Below are 15,831 nucleotides of genomic sequence, written 5' to 3'. Positions count from 1 at the left end.
GACCGGAATTGGTTGCGGATTGATCACACCCGTGGAGAAACAGGTGGGATGTGTGGCGTAGCCCACTTGGTCTGAACGGAAACGGAAGAGGCGGGGTGCGCAAGCCGTGGGCGGCCCTTTCGCCCCGGCTCTCGGCTTTCCGGTTCAGCTGACGTACCGTCAGACGCATGGACATCCCCGAGGCGGACGCCTTCACCCGCCCCTACTGGCAGGCGGCGGCCGAGGGCCGGCTCCTGCTGCGCCGCTGCCGCTCCTGCGGACGGGCCCACCACTACCCCCGGGAGTTCTGCCCGCACTGCTGGAGCGAGGACGGCACCTGGGAGCAGGCGACGGGCCGCGCGACCCTCTACACCTGGTCCGTCGTCCACCGCAACGACCTCCCGCCCTTCGGCGACCGCGTCCCGTACGTGGCGGCCGTGGTCGACCTGGCGGAAGGGCCGCGCATGATGACCGAACTGGTCGACACCTCCGAGCCGCGCCCCGGTCTCCCCCTGGAGGTCGCCTTCCGGCGCGGGGTACCGGTGTTCCGCCCGGCGGCGAGCTGAAACCGGCTGGGCCACCACCCGCCCCACGGGTTTCAATGGGCGTATGGCCCTGATCGAGGAACAGCCCGCCGCCCGCCGACCCGGCCCGCCACCGCACGGTCACGGCCTGCGGCTCGACCGCTGGGACCCGGACGTCGAAGCCCATGTGGAGAGCTGGCTGCGCGGGCGCACCGATCCGGACTTCCGCCGCTGGAACACCCCGCTCACGACGGAGAGCGACCTCGCCGGTGCCCGGGCCGCCATGGTCCGACAGCAGGCGCAGGCGGACGACGGGATCTGCGCGCCGTTCCGCGTCGCGGACGAGGCGAGCGGTACGACCCTCGGCCACATCGGCATCAACCTGATCGACCGGGTCTTCCGGTCGGCCCGGGTCGGCTACTGGGTGCTCCCCGAGGCGCGCGGCCGCCGGGTCGCCACCCACGCCCTGGCCCTGGCCGCCCGCTGGGCCTTCACCGAACTGGATCTGCACCGGCTGGAACTGGGGCACGCCCTCGGCCACGAGGCGTCCTGCCGGACAGCGCGGACCTGCGGCTTCCGGCACGAGGGGACGCTGCGCGACGCGATGTTCGAGGCGGGCAGGCAGGACGCGTTCCGCGACGTCCACCTGCACGCCCGCCTCGCGACGGACCCGGAAGTCGCCGGCATCTAATTCGGATGCCCGGCAGGGCGGTCGGGCGGGATCATCGACCATGGAAGCCGAAACGCACGCGCCCGCCTGGCACTTCACCTCCGACATCGACGCATTCCTGTCCCACGCGCAGGACTTCCTCCACTCACGGCCCGACCTGCACACCGTCCACCTGACGGTGACCGAGCAGCTGCGGCGGCGCGGACCGCGGGCCTACGGCGGCCGGCCGCCGTTCCTCGGCCGCCTGGTCCGGGCGGACGGCACCGTGGGCGCCGCGCTGCTGCACACCCCGCCGTACGCCCTGCGCACCACCCGGCTCACGGCCGACGAGGCCGAGACGCTGGTCACCGCTCTCCTCGACCTGGGCCACCCCGTGACCGGCTTCGCCTCGGAGCGGGCCACGGCGGAGGCGTTCGCCGCGGCGTGGCAGCGCGGGACCGGGGTGTCCGGGTGCCTCAGCGGAAGGGAACGGCTGTACCGGCTGGCCGAGTTGACCGACCCGTCGCCGCTGCCCGAGGGGCGGGCACGGGTCGCGGGCGAGGCGGACCGGGAACTGCTGATCCGCTGGTACGACGCCTTCGTCGCCGACGCGGGCCTGCCCGGGGGCCGGGGTGGCGAGGACTGGGCCGACTTCCGGCTCTCCTACGGCGGGGTCACCCTCTGGGAGACCCCGGACGGCACCCCGGTCTCCATGGCCGGCGTCACCCCGACGGTCGCCGGACAGGCCCGGGTCGGGCCCGTCTACACCCCGCCGGAACTGCGCGGCCGCGGTTACGCCGGGGCGGTGACGGCGCGGGTCAGCCGGGCGGCGCTGGCCGCGGGAGTGGGCGAGCTCCTCCTCTTCACGGACCTGGCCAACCCGACGAGCAACGCCCTGTACCAGCGCATCGGCTATCGGCAGGTCGCCGACTGGGCGGAGTACGAGTTCGCGGAGTAGGCCGCGCCGCGCCCGTGCCTACGGCCAGAGCAGTTCCCTGCGCCAGCCGCCGTCGGCCTCGGTGACGTACCGCAGGCGTACGTGGCGTCGGTCGGGGTCGCCCTGGAAGAACTCCACCTCCTGGGGGTGCAGCCGGTAGAGGGTCCAGGTCGGGGAGGGGGCGGACGGGTCGGCACGGGCGCGCTGCCAGGCGGCCTCCGACTCCGTGCGGAGTTCCTCCAACGAGGACAGGACACCGCTCTGGCGGCCGGTGAGCGCCGACGCGAGGGCGCCCGTCGAGCGGGCGTGCAGGTCCGCCTGGCTCTCCCTGGCCGGTGCCGCGGACACCGGGCCGCGGAGCCGGACCTGGCGGCCCAGCACCGGCCAGTAGAAGGCGAGGGCCGCGTACGGGTGGACGCTCAGCTGGTGGCCCTTGCGGCTGGTGACGTGCGAGCCGAAGGACCAGCCGTGCGCGTCCGCGCCGTGCAGCATCACGATCCGCACGTCCGCCCGGCCCCGCTCGTCCGCCGTCGCCAGCGACACGGTGTGCGGCTCCGGCTGGCCGGCCGCCACCGCCTCCGCGAACCACGTGGTGAACAGCGGGAGCGGGGCGTCCGGCGCCGTCGCCGGGTCGAACGGCCGTAGCTCCGTGGTCTCGGGGGACCAGACGCGGAGCGACTTCAGGAGCGTGTGGAGATCCGTTGCTGCCATGTGCCGAGTATCACTCGGGAGCCTCCCGCAGCCGCGCCATCAGGGGCCGTACGGCCGGTGCGCGTTCCCCGGCGCCGCACGTGCCGGACGCGGCCGGGCAAACCCCTGCGCGCAGCTGTGCCCCGGACGCACACTGTCCGGCATGAGGGGACCGAGGACCGTGAAAGTGGCCGTACGCCACGTACGCGGCGATGTCGGGCGGCGCGGGCGGCGGACGGCCACCTGGGCCGCCCGTGACTTCCAGCTGGTGCGGCCGGCCGACGGCAGGGAACGCGTCGAGCTGGAGTGTCCCGTCTGCGCGGCCCCGGTCCTGGCCGAGGTGCGCGACCACGCCCGCACCCGGCGCGTCCGCGCGGGCTGGGGGGCGGCCTGCCTCCTCGCGCTCCTGCTCTGCGCCGTCTCGCTCGCCGGCGCCGTCCACGCGGGGAACCTTCCCGCGGGGCGGTCGACGCCCGCCCTGATCCCGCTGGGCGTGGCCGCCGTCTCCCTCGTCCTGGCCCTGACCGCGTTCACGGTCCGCCGCACCCACACCGGCGTCACCCTCCTCCCCGACGGCCCCGCCCCCCACCGCGCCCACCGTGTCGTCCGGGCCCGCGGCTAGTCGCTCTCAGTGCCGGGTGAACTGGAGGCCCGTCGGCTGGACCGTGTTCGGGCGTACCGGCAGTGCGGGGACGACGAGTTGTTCGCCGTAGATGTCGGTGAGGCGGATGGCGCTCCCGCAGCCGGTGCCGTGTTCGGAGAGGAAGTAGTTGTACCCGGTGCGGGCCAGCGCCAGCCAGCCGCCGCCGGTGCGCACTTCGAGCCGGGCCAGCGGGTTGCGGTGGCCGATCGCCTGGATGCCGCACCAGTACGGGGAGGAGCCGGTCTTGTAGCGGATGGAGACGGTGTCGGAGGTGGCCGGGCTGAGCAGGCTCCAGGTGACCGCGATCCGGCCGGCCGAGAGCGGCGCGAGCTTCGCGAACGCCTGCCTGCTGAGGTCGAGCTGGCCCACCGCGCAGGGCGCCGGGCACTCGTTGGTGATCCGTACCGTGATCGACGTGCCGCTCGCCGCGCGGACGGACACGAACGCCCCGCACGCCTTCGCCGTCTCGTAGTCGGCGGTGTTCATCGCCGCCGTCATCACGTCGGAGGTGGGGCCGTACGAGCAGGCGCCGTCGCCGTTGCCGATGTCGTAGGAGGTGGCGACCCCGTCGTAGGTGGTCCCGGGGCGGATCCGGCCGGGCGCGGCGGCGGTGGTGGTGGACGGAGTGCGGGCGGTGCCGGTCGAGGCCCGCCGGGCCGGGGAGGACGAAGTCCGGGTCGCGGACGCCGACGGCGTGGCGGATCTGATCGCCGCCGCTTTCGGCGAGGCCGACGGCGATTTCGGCGACGTGGGTGACGCCGACACCGACGCCGACGCCGGTTCCGGCGTGCCGGTCGCGGTGGCCGAGGAGGACGCGGACACGGCACGGTCCTGCCCGGTGCCGCCCGAGCCGCCCGGACGGAAGGCCACGATCAGGGTCACCAGCAGGGCGAGGCCGGCGACGGCGGTCACCGCGAGCAACGGGGCGCGGACCGGGCGCCATGCGAAGGTCCGGTCCGGCTGCGGACGGCGGCGGTGTGAGGAGGAGGCCACGGAGTGATCCTTACGCGGTCGACGGTGCACGTTCTTCGAACGTGAGAGCTTCCGGTACGGCAGTGGCCGCCGGGGCCGGAAAGGTTGCCGCGGCACGCCGAATCTCCATACGGACGAAAGGCCGGTCCGGCTCACCCGCGTCCGAGCACCACCGTCCCCGAGGAGCAGAACCAGCCCCCCGTCCCCGACGCCACCGCCAGCTCCGGCAGCTCCCCGCCGGCCCGCCGCACCTGCCGGTCACCGCCCTCCCCGCGCAGCTGCCGTACCGCCTCCACCAGCAGGAACAGGCCCCGCATGCCGGGGTGCTGGGCCGACAGGCCGCCCCCGTCGGTGTTCACAGGAAGCTCGCCGCCCGCCACCCGCAGCCGGCCCTTCTGCACGAACGCCCCGCCCTCGCCCTTCGCGCAGAACCCCAGGTCCTCCAGCGTCACCAGCGTCATGTAGGTGAACGCGTCGTAGATCTCCGCGAAGTCGACGTCGGCAGGCGTCACGCCCGCCCGCCGGAAGGCCAGTTCGCCGCTGACCGCCGCCGGGGACACGGTGAAGTCGGGCCACTCGGACATCGTCGCGTGGGACACGCACTCGCCCGTGCCGAGCACCCACACCGGCGCCGTACGGCAGTCCGGTACGTACTCCTCGGCCGCCAGCAGCACCGCCGCGCCGCCGTCCGAGCGGATGCAGCAGTGCAGCTTGGTGAAGGGGTCGGCGATCATCGGTCCGGACAGGACGTCGTCGACCGTGATCGGGTCCCGGAACATCGCCTCCGGGTTCAGCGCCGCGTTCGCCCGGGCCTGGACCGCCACCTCGGCCAACTGCTCGATGGTCGTACCGTGTTCGATCATGTGGCGGCGGGCGGCCATCGCGTACTTGGCGATGAGGGTGTGGCCGTAGGGGACCTCGAACTGGAGCGGGCCCCGGGCGCCGAAGGACAGGTCGCCGGTCCGGCGCCCCGCCCTGATGTCGGCGCGGGCCGTCGAGCCGTACACGAGCAGGACCGCGTTCGCGTGGCCCGCGGCGATCGCGTCCGCCGCGTGCGCCGCCATGACCTCCCAGGTGGCGCCCCCTACGGAGGTGGAGTCGGCCCAGGTGGGGCGCAGGCCCAGGTACTCGGCCACCTCCACCGGCGCGAGCGTGCCGAGCCCGGCGGACGCGAAGCCGTCCACCACCTCCCGGCCGAGGCCCGCGTCGGCCAGCGCCCGGCGGGCCGCCTGGGCGTGCAGGGCGTAGGGGGTGGCCTCGTCCACCCGGCCGCAGTCGGAGAGCGCCACACCGACCACGGCGACCTTGCGGGGTCCAGTCATGAATCTGACGGTACATCAGATCGGCCCCGCTCCGCCCCTGTGCATCTGCATCCCGCCCCCCTAGCATGACGGACCGTCAGATCGTCAGGAGGTCCGTCATGGACGCCCGCTTCACCGACGAGCAGGACGAGATCCGGCGCGCCCTGCGGGAACTGCTCCACAAGCGCTGCGGAACGCAGGACGTACGGGCCGCCGTCGACCGGGCACCCGGCCATGACCCCGGCCTGTGGACCGCCCTCGCCGAGCAGCTCGGCCTGCCCGGACTCGCGCTGCCCGAGGAGTACGGCGGTGTCGGCTGCACCGTCCGGGAGGTCGCACCGGCCGCCGAGGAGCTGGGGCGCGCCCTGGCCCCCTCCCCGTTCCTCGCCACCGCCGTCCTCGCGGCCCCGCTGCTCCTCGCCCTCGGCACCGGGGCCCAGCGTGCCGAGTTGCTCCCGAGGATCACCGGCGGCGGCCTCACCGCGGCCCTCGCCGTCCCCGGCACCCGGCTGGCCGCCGCCCTCGCGCTCACCGGGCCGCTCGCCGGGGACTGGGCCGGCGGCGGGCGGGCCGGCGGGGTCCAGGCGCGGCGCACCGACGGGGGCTGGCGGCTGTACGGGGAGGCCGACCAGGTGCTGGACGGGCACAGCGCGGGCCTCCTGCTCGTCCCCGCGCACGCCGGGGGGTACGCCCGGTCACGGGTCCTGCTCTTCCTGGTGGCCGGGGACGCCCCCGGGGTCGTCCGGACCCGGCGCACCGCCCTCGACCCGACCCGCGCCCAGGCGCGCGTCCAACTGCGGGACGTGGCGGCGGAGATGCTGGGCGACGAGGACACCGACGTGCACCCCGCCCTCGCCGCCGTCGGGGACACGGCCGCCGTCGTGCTCGCGTGCGAGGCCGTGGGGGCGGCCGACCGGATACTGGAGCGGACCGTGGAGTACGTGAAGCAGCGGGAGCAGTTCGGGCGGCCCGTCGGGTCCTTCCAGGCCGTCAAGCACCGGCTGGCCGACGTGTACGTGGCGGTGCGCGCGGCCGGGTCGGCGGCCTCCTACGCGGCCTGGGCGGCGGTCCGTGGGGAGCGGGTGGGCGGGCTCGCGCTCGCGCAGGCGCTGGAGGCGCTGCGGATGGCCGCGGGGGAGGGGATCCAGCTGCACGGCGGGATCGGTTTCACCTGGGAGCACGAGGCGCACATGTACTTCAAGCGGGCCGCCGGGGACGAGCTGCTCTTCGGGCCCGTGCACCGGCTGCGCGACCACGCGGCCGGGCGGGCCGGGCTGTTCGAGGGAGCGGGGGTGGCGATGTGATCGGGGAACGGCTGGTGCAGAAGGTGTCCGCCACGCGGGGGTTCGCGAAGGTGGCGCCGCATGTGGTCCCGGCGCTGGACCGCGCCGTGCACCGGCTCAGCCGGGGCCGGGTGCTGCTCAGCGCGCAGATGCTGCCCGGGGTGATCCTCACCTCCACCGGGGCGCGCAGCGGGCAGCCCCGCCGGGCGCCGCTCGCGTGCATGCCCGACGGCGACGGCTGGTACCTGGTCGGGTCGAACTTCGGGCGGACCGGGCACCCGGCCTGGACGCACAACCTGCTCCGGCACCCCGAAGCCGAGATCAGCTGGAAGGGACGGGACATCCCCGTCACCGCCCGGCTGCTGACCGGACAGGAGCGGGCGACGGCCTGGCAGGCACTGCTGGCGTTCTGGCCCCCGTACGCCGCCTACCAGGCCCGGGTGGACCGCGAGATCAGAGTCTTCCGACTCACCCGGAGAACGCCCTAGCGGACGCGGGACAGCAGGGGCGAGCACCGGGACGGCAGAGGCGGACGGAGGACGGCGCATCGGTCGCGGCACGGCATGGACGGCATGGACGTAATGCGACGTCGGAGCGCCGAACGGCCAACGCGGATGCCGGACGGCGCACGGCCAAGGTGGGTGCGGGTGCGGGTGCGGGTGTGGGTGTGGGGAGCGGGCTGCGGAGGTGGATGCCGGACGGTGCGCAACGGGGAGTGGCGACTACCTGTACCTGACCGTCACCCGGGGCGGCGGAGCCTCCGGCACGCGCGGCGCACGCGGACGCCGGGGTGGATGCGGCGAGCGGGCCGTGGGGGCGGCCGGGCGGCGGACGGAACCGGGCGGGCGCACACCGGGCGGAACGCTACGGATGCCGGACGAGTATGCGGACACCGGGCGGAGCGCCACGGACACCGGACGGCATCGGCGGACGCCGGACGGGGGGTCCGTGGCCCGGTTGCAGGCGGCGGACTCCGGGCCTTGACGGCGGACGCGCCGGGTCACAGGGCGTGCTGGGCGAGGAGGAGGGCGCCGATGCCGAGCATCGCCGCGCCCGAGGTGCGGGTGACCGCGCGGGCCGCGCCGGGGCGGGCGGCGAGCAGGCGGCGGGCCAGGGTGCCGACGGTCAGGTAGACGGCGGCGCAGCAGGCCATGTGCAGGGTGCCGAGCACGGCCGTCTGGACGGCGACCGGGGCGTGGTTCCCCTCGGTGACCAGGAACTGCGGGAGCACGGAGAGGTAGAGCAGCAGCCCCTTGGGGTTCAGCCCACTGATCGCGGCCCCCCGCCAGAAGCCCCCGGGGTCCCGCTCGCCGTCCGCCCCGCCCCCCGCCTCCTGCGGCACCGCCGGGTGGCGCAGTACGCCCCAGCCCAGCCACAGCAGGTAGCCGGCGCCCGCCGCCGTGAGCGCGGTCAGGAGCCGCGGCGAACCCGCCACCAGCACCGCGAGTCCCGCGACCGCCAGTGCCGTGTGCAGCGCGTACCCCGCCACCAGCCCCGCCACCGCCCGCGCGACCGAGCGGCCGCGCACGCCCGCGGCGATCACGTACGCCCAGTCGGCGCCCGGGACGCAGACCAGCAGCAGGTCGACGGCGAGGAAGGAGAGCAGGGGTGCGGTGTCCATGCTGGGGACACTAGGCGCGTTCGGCTCGAAAGTGTTGTCGAAGTTTGCGCGTGACCAGCGGTTTCAGGGGAGAATCTACCCCATGGACGACGTGGACCGGAAAATCCTTGCCGAGCTCCAGCAGGACGGCCGGCTGACCGTGACGGAGCTGGCCGGACGGGTGCGGCTGAGTGTCTCGCCCTGCCACCGCCGGCTGCGCGAGCTGGAGCGGTCGGGGGCGATCAGCGGCTACCGGGCGGTGGTGGACCCGGCCGCGGTGGGGCTGACCTTCGAGGCGCTGGTCTTCGTGTCGATGCGGCAGGAGGACCGGGACACGGTCGCCGACTTCGAGCGGGCGCTCGTCGAGATCCCCCATGTGCTGGACGCGCAGCGGCTGTTCGGCGAACCGGACTACCTGCTGCGGGTGGCCACCGCCGACCTCGCCGCCTTCCAGCGGCTCTACGACGAACGGCTCGCGACCCTGCCGGGGGTGCAGCGCCTCACCTCGACCCTGGTGATGAAGCACGTGGTGCGCGACCGGCCGCTGCCCGCGTAGGGCGACAGGCGGTGGTTCACCGCTGTGTGTGAACCACCGCCTGCCAGACAGGACTTCGCGCGGGTGCTACTTCGTGGGCTTCTTCCCGGTCACGCCCAGGTGCACCAACAGCGCCAGGTTCGGCTTGAGTTCGGCCTGCTTCACACCCCAGCTCTGGAAACCCTTCTGGTGCGAGGCGACGGCCGCGAGCATCGCGACCAGCGAACCGGCCACCGCGGCCGGGTTCACGTCCTTGTCGACCCGGCCCTTGGACTGCAACTCCGCGACGGAGTCGGCCAGGGAGTTGTTCACCGAGTTCAGGATCTTCATACGGATCTTGTAGAACCGTTTGTCCCCTTCGGCGGCCCCGAGGTCGACCACGCGCAGGATCGCCTCGTTCTTGCGCCAGAACTCCAGGAACCCGTCCACGAGTTCCTGCGCGGTCGCCCAGCCGGCCTTGCCGACCCAGGAGCGCCCCGCCAGCAGTTCCGTCAACTGGCCGCCCTCGGTGGCCATCTGCTCGGCGATCTCCAGGACGGCGCCTTCGACGTCCGGGAAGTACTGGTAAAAGGTCGCGGGCGAAGTCCCCGCCCTCCGGGCGACATCGATGACCTTGACGTCCCGGTAAGGGGAGGAGCTGAGCATCTCGCTGAGGCAGTCGAGCAGCTTCTGCCGGGTCGCCTGCCCACGCCGACCGGCCACGCGGCCGTCGACGGTACGCACTTGTCCTGTCATGCCGTCAGCTTACCGAGGGGTGATCGGAGCGCGATTCGGCCGACTGCAAATGGGGTGCGCGGGTGCGGGGGGGGCCTGCCCGGAAGGGAAACGGACGGGAATGCCCCGGTCACTCCGGGTGGGTGCGGCTGGTCTGCGCGGCGCGGGCCGGACGGTTACTTTGACGACATGGCCGAAAACAGGGCATCCGAATACCCGGAGGGCGTCCCGTGCTGGGTGGACGTGCAGCTTCCCGACGTCGAGGCGGGCAAGCGGTTCTACGGTGACCTCTTCGGGTGGACGTTCGCGGACGCCGGGAACGGTTCCGCGTGGGCCCGGCTGGCCGGTGCGGACGTGGCACGGCTCGCGCGGAAGCGGGACGGCCGGATGCCCACCGTCTGGACGGTCTACTTCGCCACCCCCGACGCGGCGGGTCTGTGCCGGCGCATCCTGACGGCCGGCGGGCAGGTCGTGACGGCCCCCGCGCCCGTCCGCGAGCTCGGCACCGCCGCGCTGGTCACCGATGCGCAGGGGGCCGTCTTCGGCGTCTGGCAGGCCGCCGCCCACGCCGGTTTCGGCCTGCGGCACGCCCCGGGCGGCTTCGCCTGGGCGCAGCTCTACACCCCTGACACCGGCGCCGCCGACACCTTCTACGCCCAGGTCTTCCACGACGCCCTCTTCGGGGCGGGCGCCGACCCGGACTTCGGCCGCGCCCCGGTGACCGAGGTGTTCGCGGCCGGGATGCCGGCCCAGTTCGTCGTGCACTTCCGCACCGGGGACGTGGAGGCCGCGGCCGAGGCGGTCCGGCGGCTCGGCGGCCGGGTCCAGGCGCCGCCCTTCGAGACGTCGTACGGAAAAGTGGCCGTCGTGACCGACAATCAGGGGGCGTCCTTCGCGCTGCTGCAACGCTGAGGCCACCGGAAGGCGGCTTTCGGTGGGTAAATGTCTCACTTTGTCATGAGACACCCCGACTGGTCACCGGGTTCGCAACCTGTGGCCGGGCCAGGAAGAATCGGGGTGCGTGCCGCCATGGCGGTGCGGTGGTGAGACGCTGCACGGGGTCGCGTACATATGTGGGTGACGGGGCCCGTACGGGGAGGTGGCAGGCAAGTGGTGGATCAGCTGACGCAGCACGATCCGCGGCGGATCGGGCCGTTCGAGGTGCTGGGACGGCTGGGGGCCGGCGGCATGGGGCTGGTCTATCTGGCGCGCTCGGCGTCCGGCCGGCGCGTGGCGATCAAGACGGTCCGGACCGAGCTCGCCGAGGACCAGCTGTTCCGGGTCCGCTTCACCCGCGAGGTGGAGGCGGCCCGCGCGGTCTCCGGTTTCTACACGGCGGCCGTCGTCGACGCCGACCCGCGCGCCGCCGTGCCGTGGCTCGCCACCGCCTACGTGCCGGCGCCCTCGCTCGAAGAGATAGTGAACGACTGCGGGCCGCTGCCGGCCCAGGCCGTGCGCTGGCTCGCCGCGGGCGTCGCCGAGGCCCTCCAGTCGATCCACGGCGCCGGACTGGTCCACCGCGACCTCAAGCCCTCCAACGTCCTCGTGGTGGAGGACGGCCCGCGAGTGATCGACTTCGGCATCGCCTCCGGTGTCTCCAACACCCGCCTGACCATGACGAACGTCGCCGTCGGCACCCCCGCCTACATGTCCCCGGAGCAGGCCAAGGACTCCCGCAGCGTGACCGGCGCCAGCGACGTCTTCTCGCTCGGCTCCATGCTGGTCTTCGCGGCCACCGGCCACCCGCCCTTCCACGGCGCCAACCCGGTCGAGACCGTCTTCATGCTGCTGCGCGAGGGCCCGGACCTCGAAGGCCTCCCGGACGAGCTGCGCCCGCTCATCGAGTCCTGCATGCAGATGGAGGCCGCCGCCCGCCCCAACCCGGCCGACCTCCAGGCCCAGCTGGCGCCCCACCTGTTCGGCTCCGGCTCCGACGACAGCGGTACGGCATCGGCCTGGCTGCCCGAGAAGGCGGTCGGGCTGATCGAGTCCCGCCGCGGCGGCCGCCCCGCCGTGAAACCCTCCGCGCACCCGTCCGGCGCCCGCAGCGGCGGCCGTCCGGTCCTCCCGCCGCCACCGTCGTACGACCCCGCGGTCCCCGCGCCCGTGCCGGTCGGCGCCCCCGACGCCGGCCCGGTCCGGCTGGCCGGCGCCCAGGTCCCCATCGGGCCGGGCCCGCGCGTCGCCGACGCCCGCGCCGCCGCCGTCAAGGCACCCCCGCCCGAGGCCGGTCTGGTGGCCAGCTGGTCCCGCCCCGGCCCCGGCGTCAACGGCGTCGACCCCGTCGTACCGCCGGTGCCCGTCCAGCCCCCGGAGACGGCGTCCGGCTGGCGGCCCTGGCGGTTCCGGATGTCCAACGACGTCTGGGGCACCCCCTCCGTCGACGGCGACCTCGTCTACGTCACCTCCTTCGAGGTGCACGCCCTCGACGTCGCCACCGGCCGCCGCCGCTTCAAGACCCGGGACGTCGCCTGGTCCATGGCGGTCGCCGACGGCCGTATCCACGCCTCCGACGGACCCACCCTGTTCGCCCTGGAGGCCCGCGAGGGCGGCGACCTGTGGCGGCTGTCCACCGACGCCTGGGTGTACTCCCTCAAGGCCGACCGCGGCACCCTGGTCACCGGCACCCGGGGCGGCGGGGTCCAGGCCTGGGAGGCCTCCAACGGGCAGAAGCTCTGGGAGCTGTCCGGCGCCCAGACCGACTTCGAGACCCCCGAGTCCGGGCCCTCCCTGTACGACGGCACGGTCTTCGTCTGGCAGGACGCCAGGCTGCGCGCGCTGGACGCCCGTACCGGCGACGAACGCTGGTCGTACCCCATCGGCGACGCGGCCTCCTGCGGCGGCGTCCCGGTCCGCCTCACCCACGCCGACGACGGCTTCGTGTACGCCAGCGCGGGCACCCGCGTCATCGCCATCGACACCGCGACGGGGCGGGTGCGCTGGCACTTCGAGGCACCGGCGGTGTTCCTCTCCCCGCCGACGTTCGTGCCGGGACCGGCGGTCACCGGCGGGGGCATCTACCTCGCCGACTACCTCGGCACCGTCTACGCCCTCGACGCCACCGACGGGCGCGACCGCTGGCGCATCGCCACCGAGGCCCGGGCGTCGATCGAGCCGGTGCTGGTGGCCGCCGGCCACGTGCACGTCGGCAGCGGCAAGGGGCTGTACACGCTGGACGCGGTCACCGGGACGCCCAAGTGGCGCTTCCAGGCGGGCGGCGACGTGGTGGGTGCCCCGGCGGTGGCCGAGGGCCGGATCCACTTCGGCTCCACCGACCACCTCCTGTACACCCTGAAGGCCGACGACGGGCGGTTGCGCTGGAAGCTGGCCACCGGGGGCGAGATCACCGGGTCGCCGGTGGTGCGCGACGGGGTCGTGTACGCGTGCAGCAAGGACAGGTGCGTGTACGCGTTGGACGCGGAGAAGGGGACGGGGACGGCGCGCACGGCGTGAGGGGCGCCTCCGGTCGGGGGGCGGCCACGGGTGAGTCGCGACCAGCCCACAACCCACCCGCAGCCGCCCGACGGCACAGAGCCGCTCCCCCTTTGGCGGCCCCCGTTCACCGGATGTGCGGGGCGCTGCGCGACCGGCCCCCGAACAGCTCCGCCTGCCGCTCTTCCGGCAGGTTCCCCAGCGTGATGAGGTGCGGCGCCGTCGCGAACCCCCGCTCCCGTCCCGCCCCCTTCGCCGCCCACAGCGCCCGCACGCTCCCCTGCACCCCTTCCGTCGGATACCCGGCGATCACGGTCGCGCACCGCACGGCGGCGTCCAACGCCCGTCCGGGGCCCGTCACTTCGGACACCAGCCCCACCTCGTACGCCCGCCGCGCCGAGACCCGCTCGGCGTTGCCCATCAGTACCATCCGCGCCACCTCCCCGTACGGCATCCGCTGGGCCATCAGCACCGACTCGTACGCGCTGACCATGCCGTAGGAGGTGTGCGGGTCGAAGAAGGTCGCGGTCTCGTCGGCGATCACGAAGTCGCACTCGCCCAGCAGGTAGAAGGCGCCCCCGCAGGCCATCCCGGCGACCGCCGCGACCACCGGCTTCCACAGGTCGTTCGTCTTCGGCCCGATCGCGAGCAGCGGATCGTCCTGGCTGTACGGCGACGAGGGCTGCGGCACCACCGCGCCCCGGTCGAGACCGGTGCTGAAGGCCCGTCCGCCCGCCCCGGTGAGGACGACGGCCCGTACCGCGTCGTCGAAGCGCAACGCCCGCCAGGTCGCCGAGAGTTCGGTGGCCGTCGGCAGGTCGATGGCGTTGAGCTTCCCGGGGCGGTCCAGGGTGACGACGGCGACCCCGGTCTCCTTGTCGGTCGCGACGCGCAGGGTCACGGCCGCTCCAGGACCCACTGCGGCAGACCGTCCGCGAAGACCGCCTGCACCCGGGCGCCGATCCGGATCCGGTCCGGCGAGACGGAGTTGAGAGGCGCGCCGGCCTCGCTGACCACGTTGCCCACCAGCCGCACCCGGGGTGCGTCGTCCAGCTCGACCACCACGACGTTGTACGGCGCCTGCGCGGCGTAGTCCGGCAGCAGCGGCGGGTGCGGGACGACGTACGACCAGATACGGCCGCGTCCGCTCGTCGGCCGCCACTCGCTCGCGAAGGACCGGCAGTGCGGGCAGCACGGGCGGGGCGGGAACCGGGGTTCGTGGCAGTCGGCACAGGCCTGGACGCGCAGTTCGCCGCGCGCCGCGTACTCCCAGAAGGGCGCGCCGTCGGTGTCGGTGACCGGTCGCAGCATCTCAGCTCCGGTTGGTGAGGAGGAGGGCGGAGGTGGGAACCCCTTCACCGGCGGTGACCAGGCAGCTGACGGCGCCGGGGACCTGCGCGGTACTGGTGCCGCGCAGCTGCTTCACGCCCTCGGTGATGAGGTTGAAGCCGTGTACGTAGGCCTCGCTGAGGCCGCCGCCGCCGGTGTTGAGCGGCAGCCGCCCGCCGATCTCCAGGGCACCCCCCTCCGTGAACGCCCCGCCCTCTCCCCGCCCGCAGAACCCGTACCCCTCCAGGGAGAGCGGGACGAGGGCGGTGAACGCGTCGTAGATCTGGGCGACGTCCACGTCCTCGGGGGTGAGGTCGGCGTGCTTCCACAGGTGCCGGGCGGCGGTCCAGGCGGGTCCGGTGAGGGGGTCGTCGTTCCAGTAGTTGACCATGCCGTGGTGCTGGGCGGGCAGGCCCTGGGCGGCGGCGTGGACGTAGACGGGGGCCTTGGCGCAGTCCCGGGCCCGCTCCCGGGAGACGACCACGCAGGCCAGCGCGCCGTCCGTCTCCAGGCAGTTGTCGAAGAGGCACAGGGGCTCGCTGATCCAGCGGGAGGTCATGTACATCTCGCGGGTGAGCGGGCGGTCGTACATGATCGCGGCGGGGTTCTGGTTGGCGCGGTTGCGGCAGGCGAGGGCGACGTTGAAGAGGTGGTCGCGGGTGGCGCCGTACTCGTGCAGGTAGCGGCGGGTGAGCATGGCTATCTCGTCGGCGGGCCGGAGCAGGCCGAAGGGCCGGGTCCACTGGGCCGGGGTGGGAAGTTGGACGGTGGTGTTGGTCCAGGGGCGGGGGCCCGAGCCGCGTTTGCGGGACCGCCAGGCGACGCCGACCGTCGCCTGCCCGCTCGCTATCGCGGCGGCGAGGTGCGCGACCGTGGCGCAGGAGCCGCCGCCCCCGTACCCCACCTTGCCGAAGTAGGTCAGGTCGCCGAACCCGACCGCCTTCGCCAGCTCCACCTCGTCCGTCTCCTCCATGGTGAAGGAGGCGAGGGCGTCGACCTCGCCGGGGTCGATGCCGGCGTCGTCGAGGGCGGCGAGGACGGCCCGGCAGGCGAGGGTCCGCTCGTCCTCGTCGAGCCGTTTGGCGAAGCGGGTCTGCCCGATCCCGACGATGGCGGTGGCGTCCTTGATGTCCCTGAGACCGGCCATGTGCCCGCACCTCCACGGCTGTCGCGGTTTGCTGACAGGCCGTCAGGCTACAGCTAATCTGACGGACAGTCAGCTATGTGTTCGGGGAGGCCGGTT

17 protein-coding genes are annotated in these 15,831 nt (G+C 74.0%); 9 read left to right on the top strand and 8 right to left on the bottom strand.

All coding sequences use genetic code 11. The features are described from left to right. Nucleotides 1-167: 167 nt before the first annotated feature. From ACZ3KP_RS15510 to ACZ3KP_RS15500, 3 genes are read left to right on the top strand one after another with little or no spacing between them, the layout of a single operon-like run. Nucleotides 168-545 (top strand): Zn-ribbon domain-containing OB-fold protein, encoded by a 378-nt coding sequence (locus ACZ3KP_RS15510; RefSeq protein WP_467499793.1) that lies wholly within the window; start codon nt 168-170, stop codon nt 543-545. A gap of 43 nt (nt 546-588) precedes the next feature. Continuing rightward, nucleotides 589-1,194, top strand: a complete 606-nt coding sequence (locus ACZ3KP_RS15505; protein ID WP_467499791.1) for a GNAT family N-acetyltransferase — start codon at nt 589-591, stop codon at nt 1,192-1,194. A gap of 40 nt (nt 1,195-1,234) precedes the next feature. Further along, on the top strand, nt 1,235-2,110 hold the full coding sequence (locus ACZ3KP_RS15500; RefSeq protein ID WP_467499789.1) for a GNAT family N-acetyltransferase: 876 nt from the start codon (nt 1,235-1,237) through the stop codon (nt 2,108-2,110). Nucleotides 2,111-2,128: 18 nt separating this feature from the next. On the opposite strand, the gene ACZ3KP_RS15495 is transcribed toward ACZ3KP_RS15500, so the two are convergent. Next, the gene (locus tag ACZ3KP_RS15495; RefSeq protein ID WP_467499787.1) at nt 2,129-2,800 is read right to left on the bottom strand and encodes a pyridoxine/pyridoxamine 5'-phosphate oxidase; all 672 of its coding nucleotides are present in this window, start codon (nt 2,798-2,800) and stop codon (nt 2,129-2,131) included. 142 nt (nt 2,801-2,942) lie between these two features. Here ACZ3KP_RS15495 and ACZ3KP_RS15490 point away from each other — a divergent pair, with 142 nt between their 5' ends. After that, the gene (locus ACZ3KP_RS15490) at nt 2,943-3,401 is read left to right on the top strand and encodes a hypothetical protein (RefSeq protein ID WP_467499785.1); all 459 of its coding nucleotides are present in this window, start codon (nt 2,943-2,945) and stop codon (nt 3,399-3,401) included. Nucleotides 3,402-3,407: 6 nt separating this feature from the next. Here ACZ3KP_RS15490 and ACZ3KP_RS15485 read toward each other — a convergent pair whose 3' ends face one another. Beyond that, a complete protein-coding gene (locus ACZ3KP_RS15485; RefSeq protein ID WP_467499783.1) occupies nt 3,408-4,415 on the bottom strand; it encodes an expansin EXLX1 family cellulose-binding protein in 1,008 nt (335 codons plus the stop codon). Between the two features lie 131 nt (nt 4,416-4,546). Further along, a complete protein-coding gene (locus ACZ3KP_RS15480; RefSeq protein ID WP_467499781.1) occupies nt 4,547-5,716 on the bottom strand; it encodes a thiolase C-terminal domain-containing protein in 1,170 nt (389 codons plus the stop codon). 98 nt (nt 5,717-5,814) lie between these two features. Between ACZ3KP_RS15480 and ACZ3KP_RS15475 the strand changes: the two genes are divergently transcribed. Both ACZ3KP_RS15475 and ACZ3KP_RS15470 read left to right on the top strand, forming a co-directional pair. Beyond that, nucleotides 5,815-6,999 (top strand): acyl-CoA dehydrogenase family protein, encoded by a 1,185-nt coding sequence (locus tag ACZ3KP_RS15475; RefSeq protein ID WP_467499779.1) that lies wholly within the window; start codon nt 5,815-5,817, stop codon nt 6,997-6,999. Further along, on the top strand, nt 6,996-7,466 hold the full coding sequence (locus ACZ3KP_RS15470; RefSeq protein ID WP_467499777.1) for a nitroreductase family deazaflavin-dependent oxidoreductase: 471 nt from the start codon (nt 6,996-6,998) through the stop codon (nt 7,464-7,466). The genes ACZ3KP_RS15475 and ACZ3KP_RS15470 overlap by 4 nt, the downstream gene beginning before the upstream one ends. Before the next feature lie 512 nt (nt 7,467-7,978). Here the strand turns inward: ACZ3KP_RS15470 and ACZ3KP_RS15465 are convergent. Continuing rightward, nucleotides 7,979-8,599, bottom strand: coding sequence for a LysE family translocator (locus ACZ3KP_RS15465; RefSeq protein ID WP_467499775.1), 621 nt, complete (start codon nt 8,597-8,599; stop codon nt 7,979-7,981). A gap of 82 nt (nt 8,600-8,681) precedes the next feature. On the opposite strand from ACZ3KP_RS15465, the gene ACZ3KP_RS15460 reads away from it, so the two are divergent. Beyond that, nucleotides 8,682-9,134, top strand: a complete 453-nt coding sequence (locus ACZ3KP_RS15460) for an Lrp/AsnC family transcriptional regulator (RefSeq protein WP_467499773.1) — start codon at nt 8,682-8,684, stop codon at nt 9,132-9,134. Between the two features lie 66 nt (nt 9,135-9,200). On the opposite strand, the gene ACZ3KP_RS15455 is transcribed toward ACZ3KP_RS15460, so the two are convergent. Continuing rightward, complete coding sequence (locus ACZ3KP_RS15455) at nt 9,201-9,848, bottom strand: TetR/AcrR family transcriptional regulator (protein WP_358974076.1); 648 nt, start codon at nt 9,846-9,848, stop codon at nt 9,201-9,203. A 168-nt stretch (nt 9,849-10,016) separates the two neighbouring features. Here ACZ3KP_RS15455 and kbpA point away from each other — a divergent pair, with 168 nt between their 5' ends. Further along, complete coding sequence (kbpA, locus tag ACZ3KP_RS15450; RefSeq protein ID WP_467499771.1) at nt 10,017-10,739, top strand: AfsK-binding protein KbpA; 723 nt, start codon at nt 10,017-10,019, stop codon at nt 10,737-10,739. Between the two features lie 198 nt (nt 10,740-10,937). Beyond that, nucleotides 10,938-13,280 (top strand): outer membrane protein assembly factor BamB family protein, encoded by a 2,343-nt coding sequence (locus ACZ3KP_RS15445; RefSeq protein WP_467499769.1) that lies wholly within the window; start codon nt 10,938-10,940, stop codon nt 13,278-13,280. A gap of 106 nt (nt 13,281-13,386) precedes the next feature. Here the strand turns inward: ACZ3KP_RS15445 and ACZ3KP_RS15440 are convergent, their stop codons facing one another. Genes ACZ3KP_RS15440 through ACZ3KP_RS15430 form a run of 3 tightly spaced genes read right to left on the bottom strand, consistent with a single transcriptional unit; the run spans nt 13,387 to nt 15,735 of the window. Continuing rightward, nucleotides 13,387-14,160 (bottom strand): enoyl-CoA hydratase/isomerase family protein, encoded by a 774-nt coding sequence (locus ACZ3KP_RS15440; RefSeq protein ID WP_467499767.1) that lies wholly within the window; start codon nt 14,158-14,160, stop codon nt 13,387-13,389. Then, nucleotides 14,157-14,570, bottom strand: a complete 414-nt coding sequence (locus ACZ3KP_RS15435; protein WP_467499765.1) for a Zn-ribbon domain-containing OB-fold protein — start codon at nt 14,568-14,570, stop codon at nt 14,157-14,159. Before ACZ3KP_RS15435 ends, ACZ3KP_RS15440 begins: the two co-directional genes overlap by 4 nt. Nucleotide 14,571: 1 nt before the next feature. Next, entirely contained in the window at nt 14,572-15,735 is a 1,164-nt protein-coding gene (locus tag ACZ3KP_RS15430; RefSeq protein ID WP_132891598.1) for a lipid-transfer protein, read from the bottom strand. Between the last annotated feature and the right edge of the window lie 96 nt (nt 15,736-15,831).

This window comes from Streptomyces sp. NPDC020958 (genome assembly GCF_055562175.1).
Note: the sequence above shows the minus strand (reverse complement) of the source record. Positions and strands in the feature narration are given on the sequence as shown.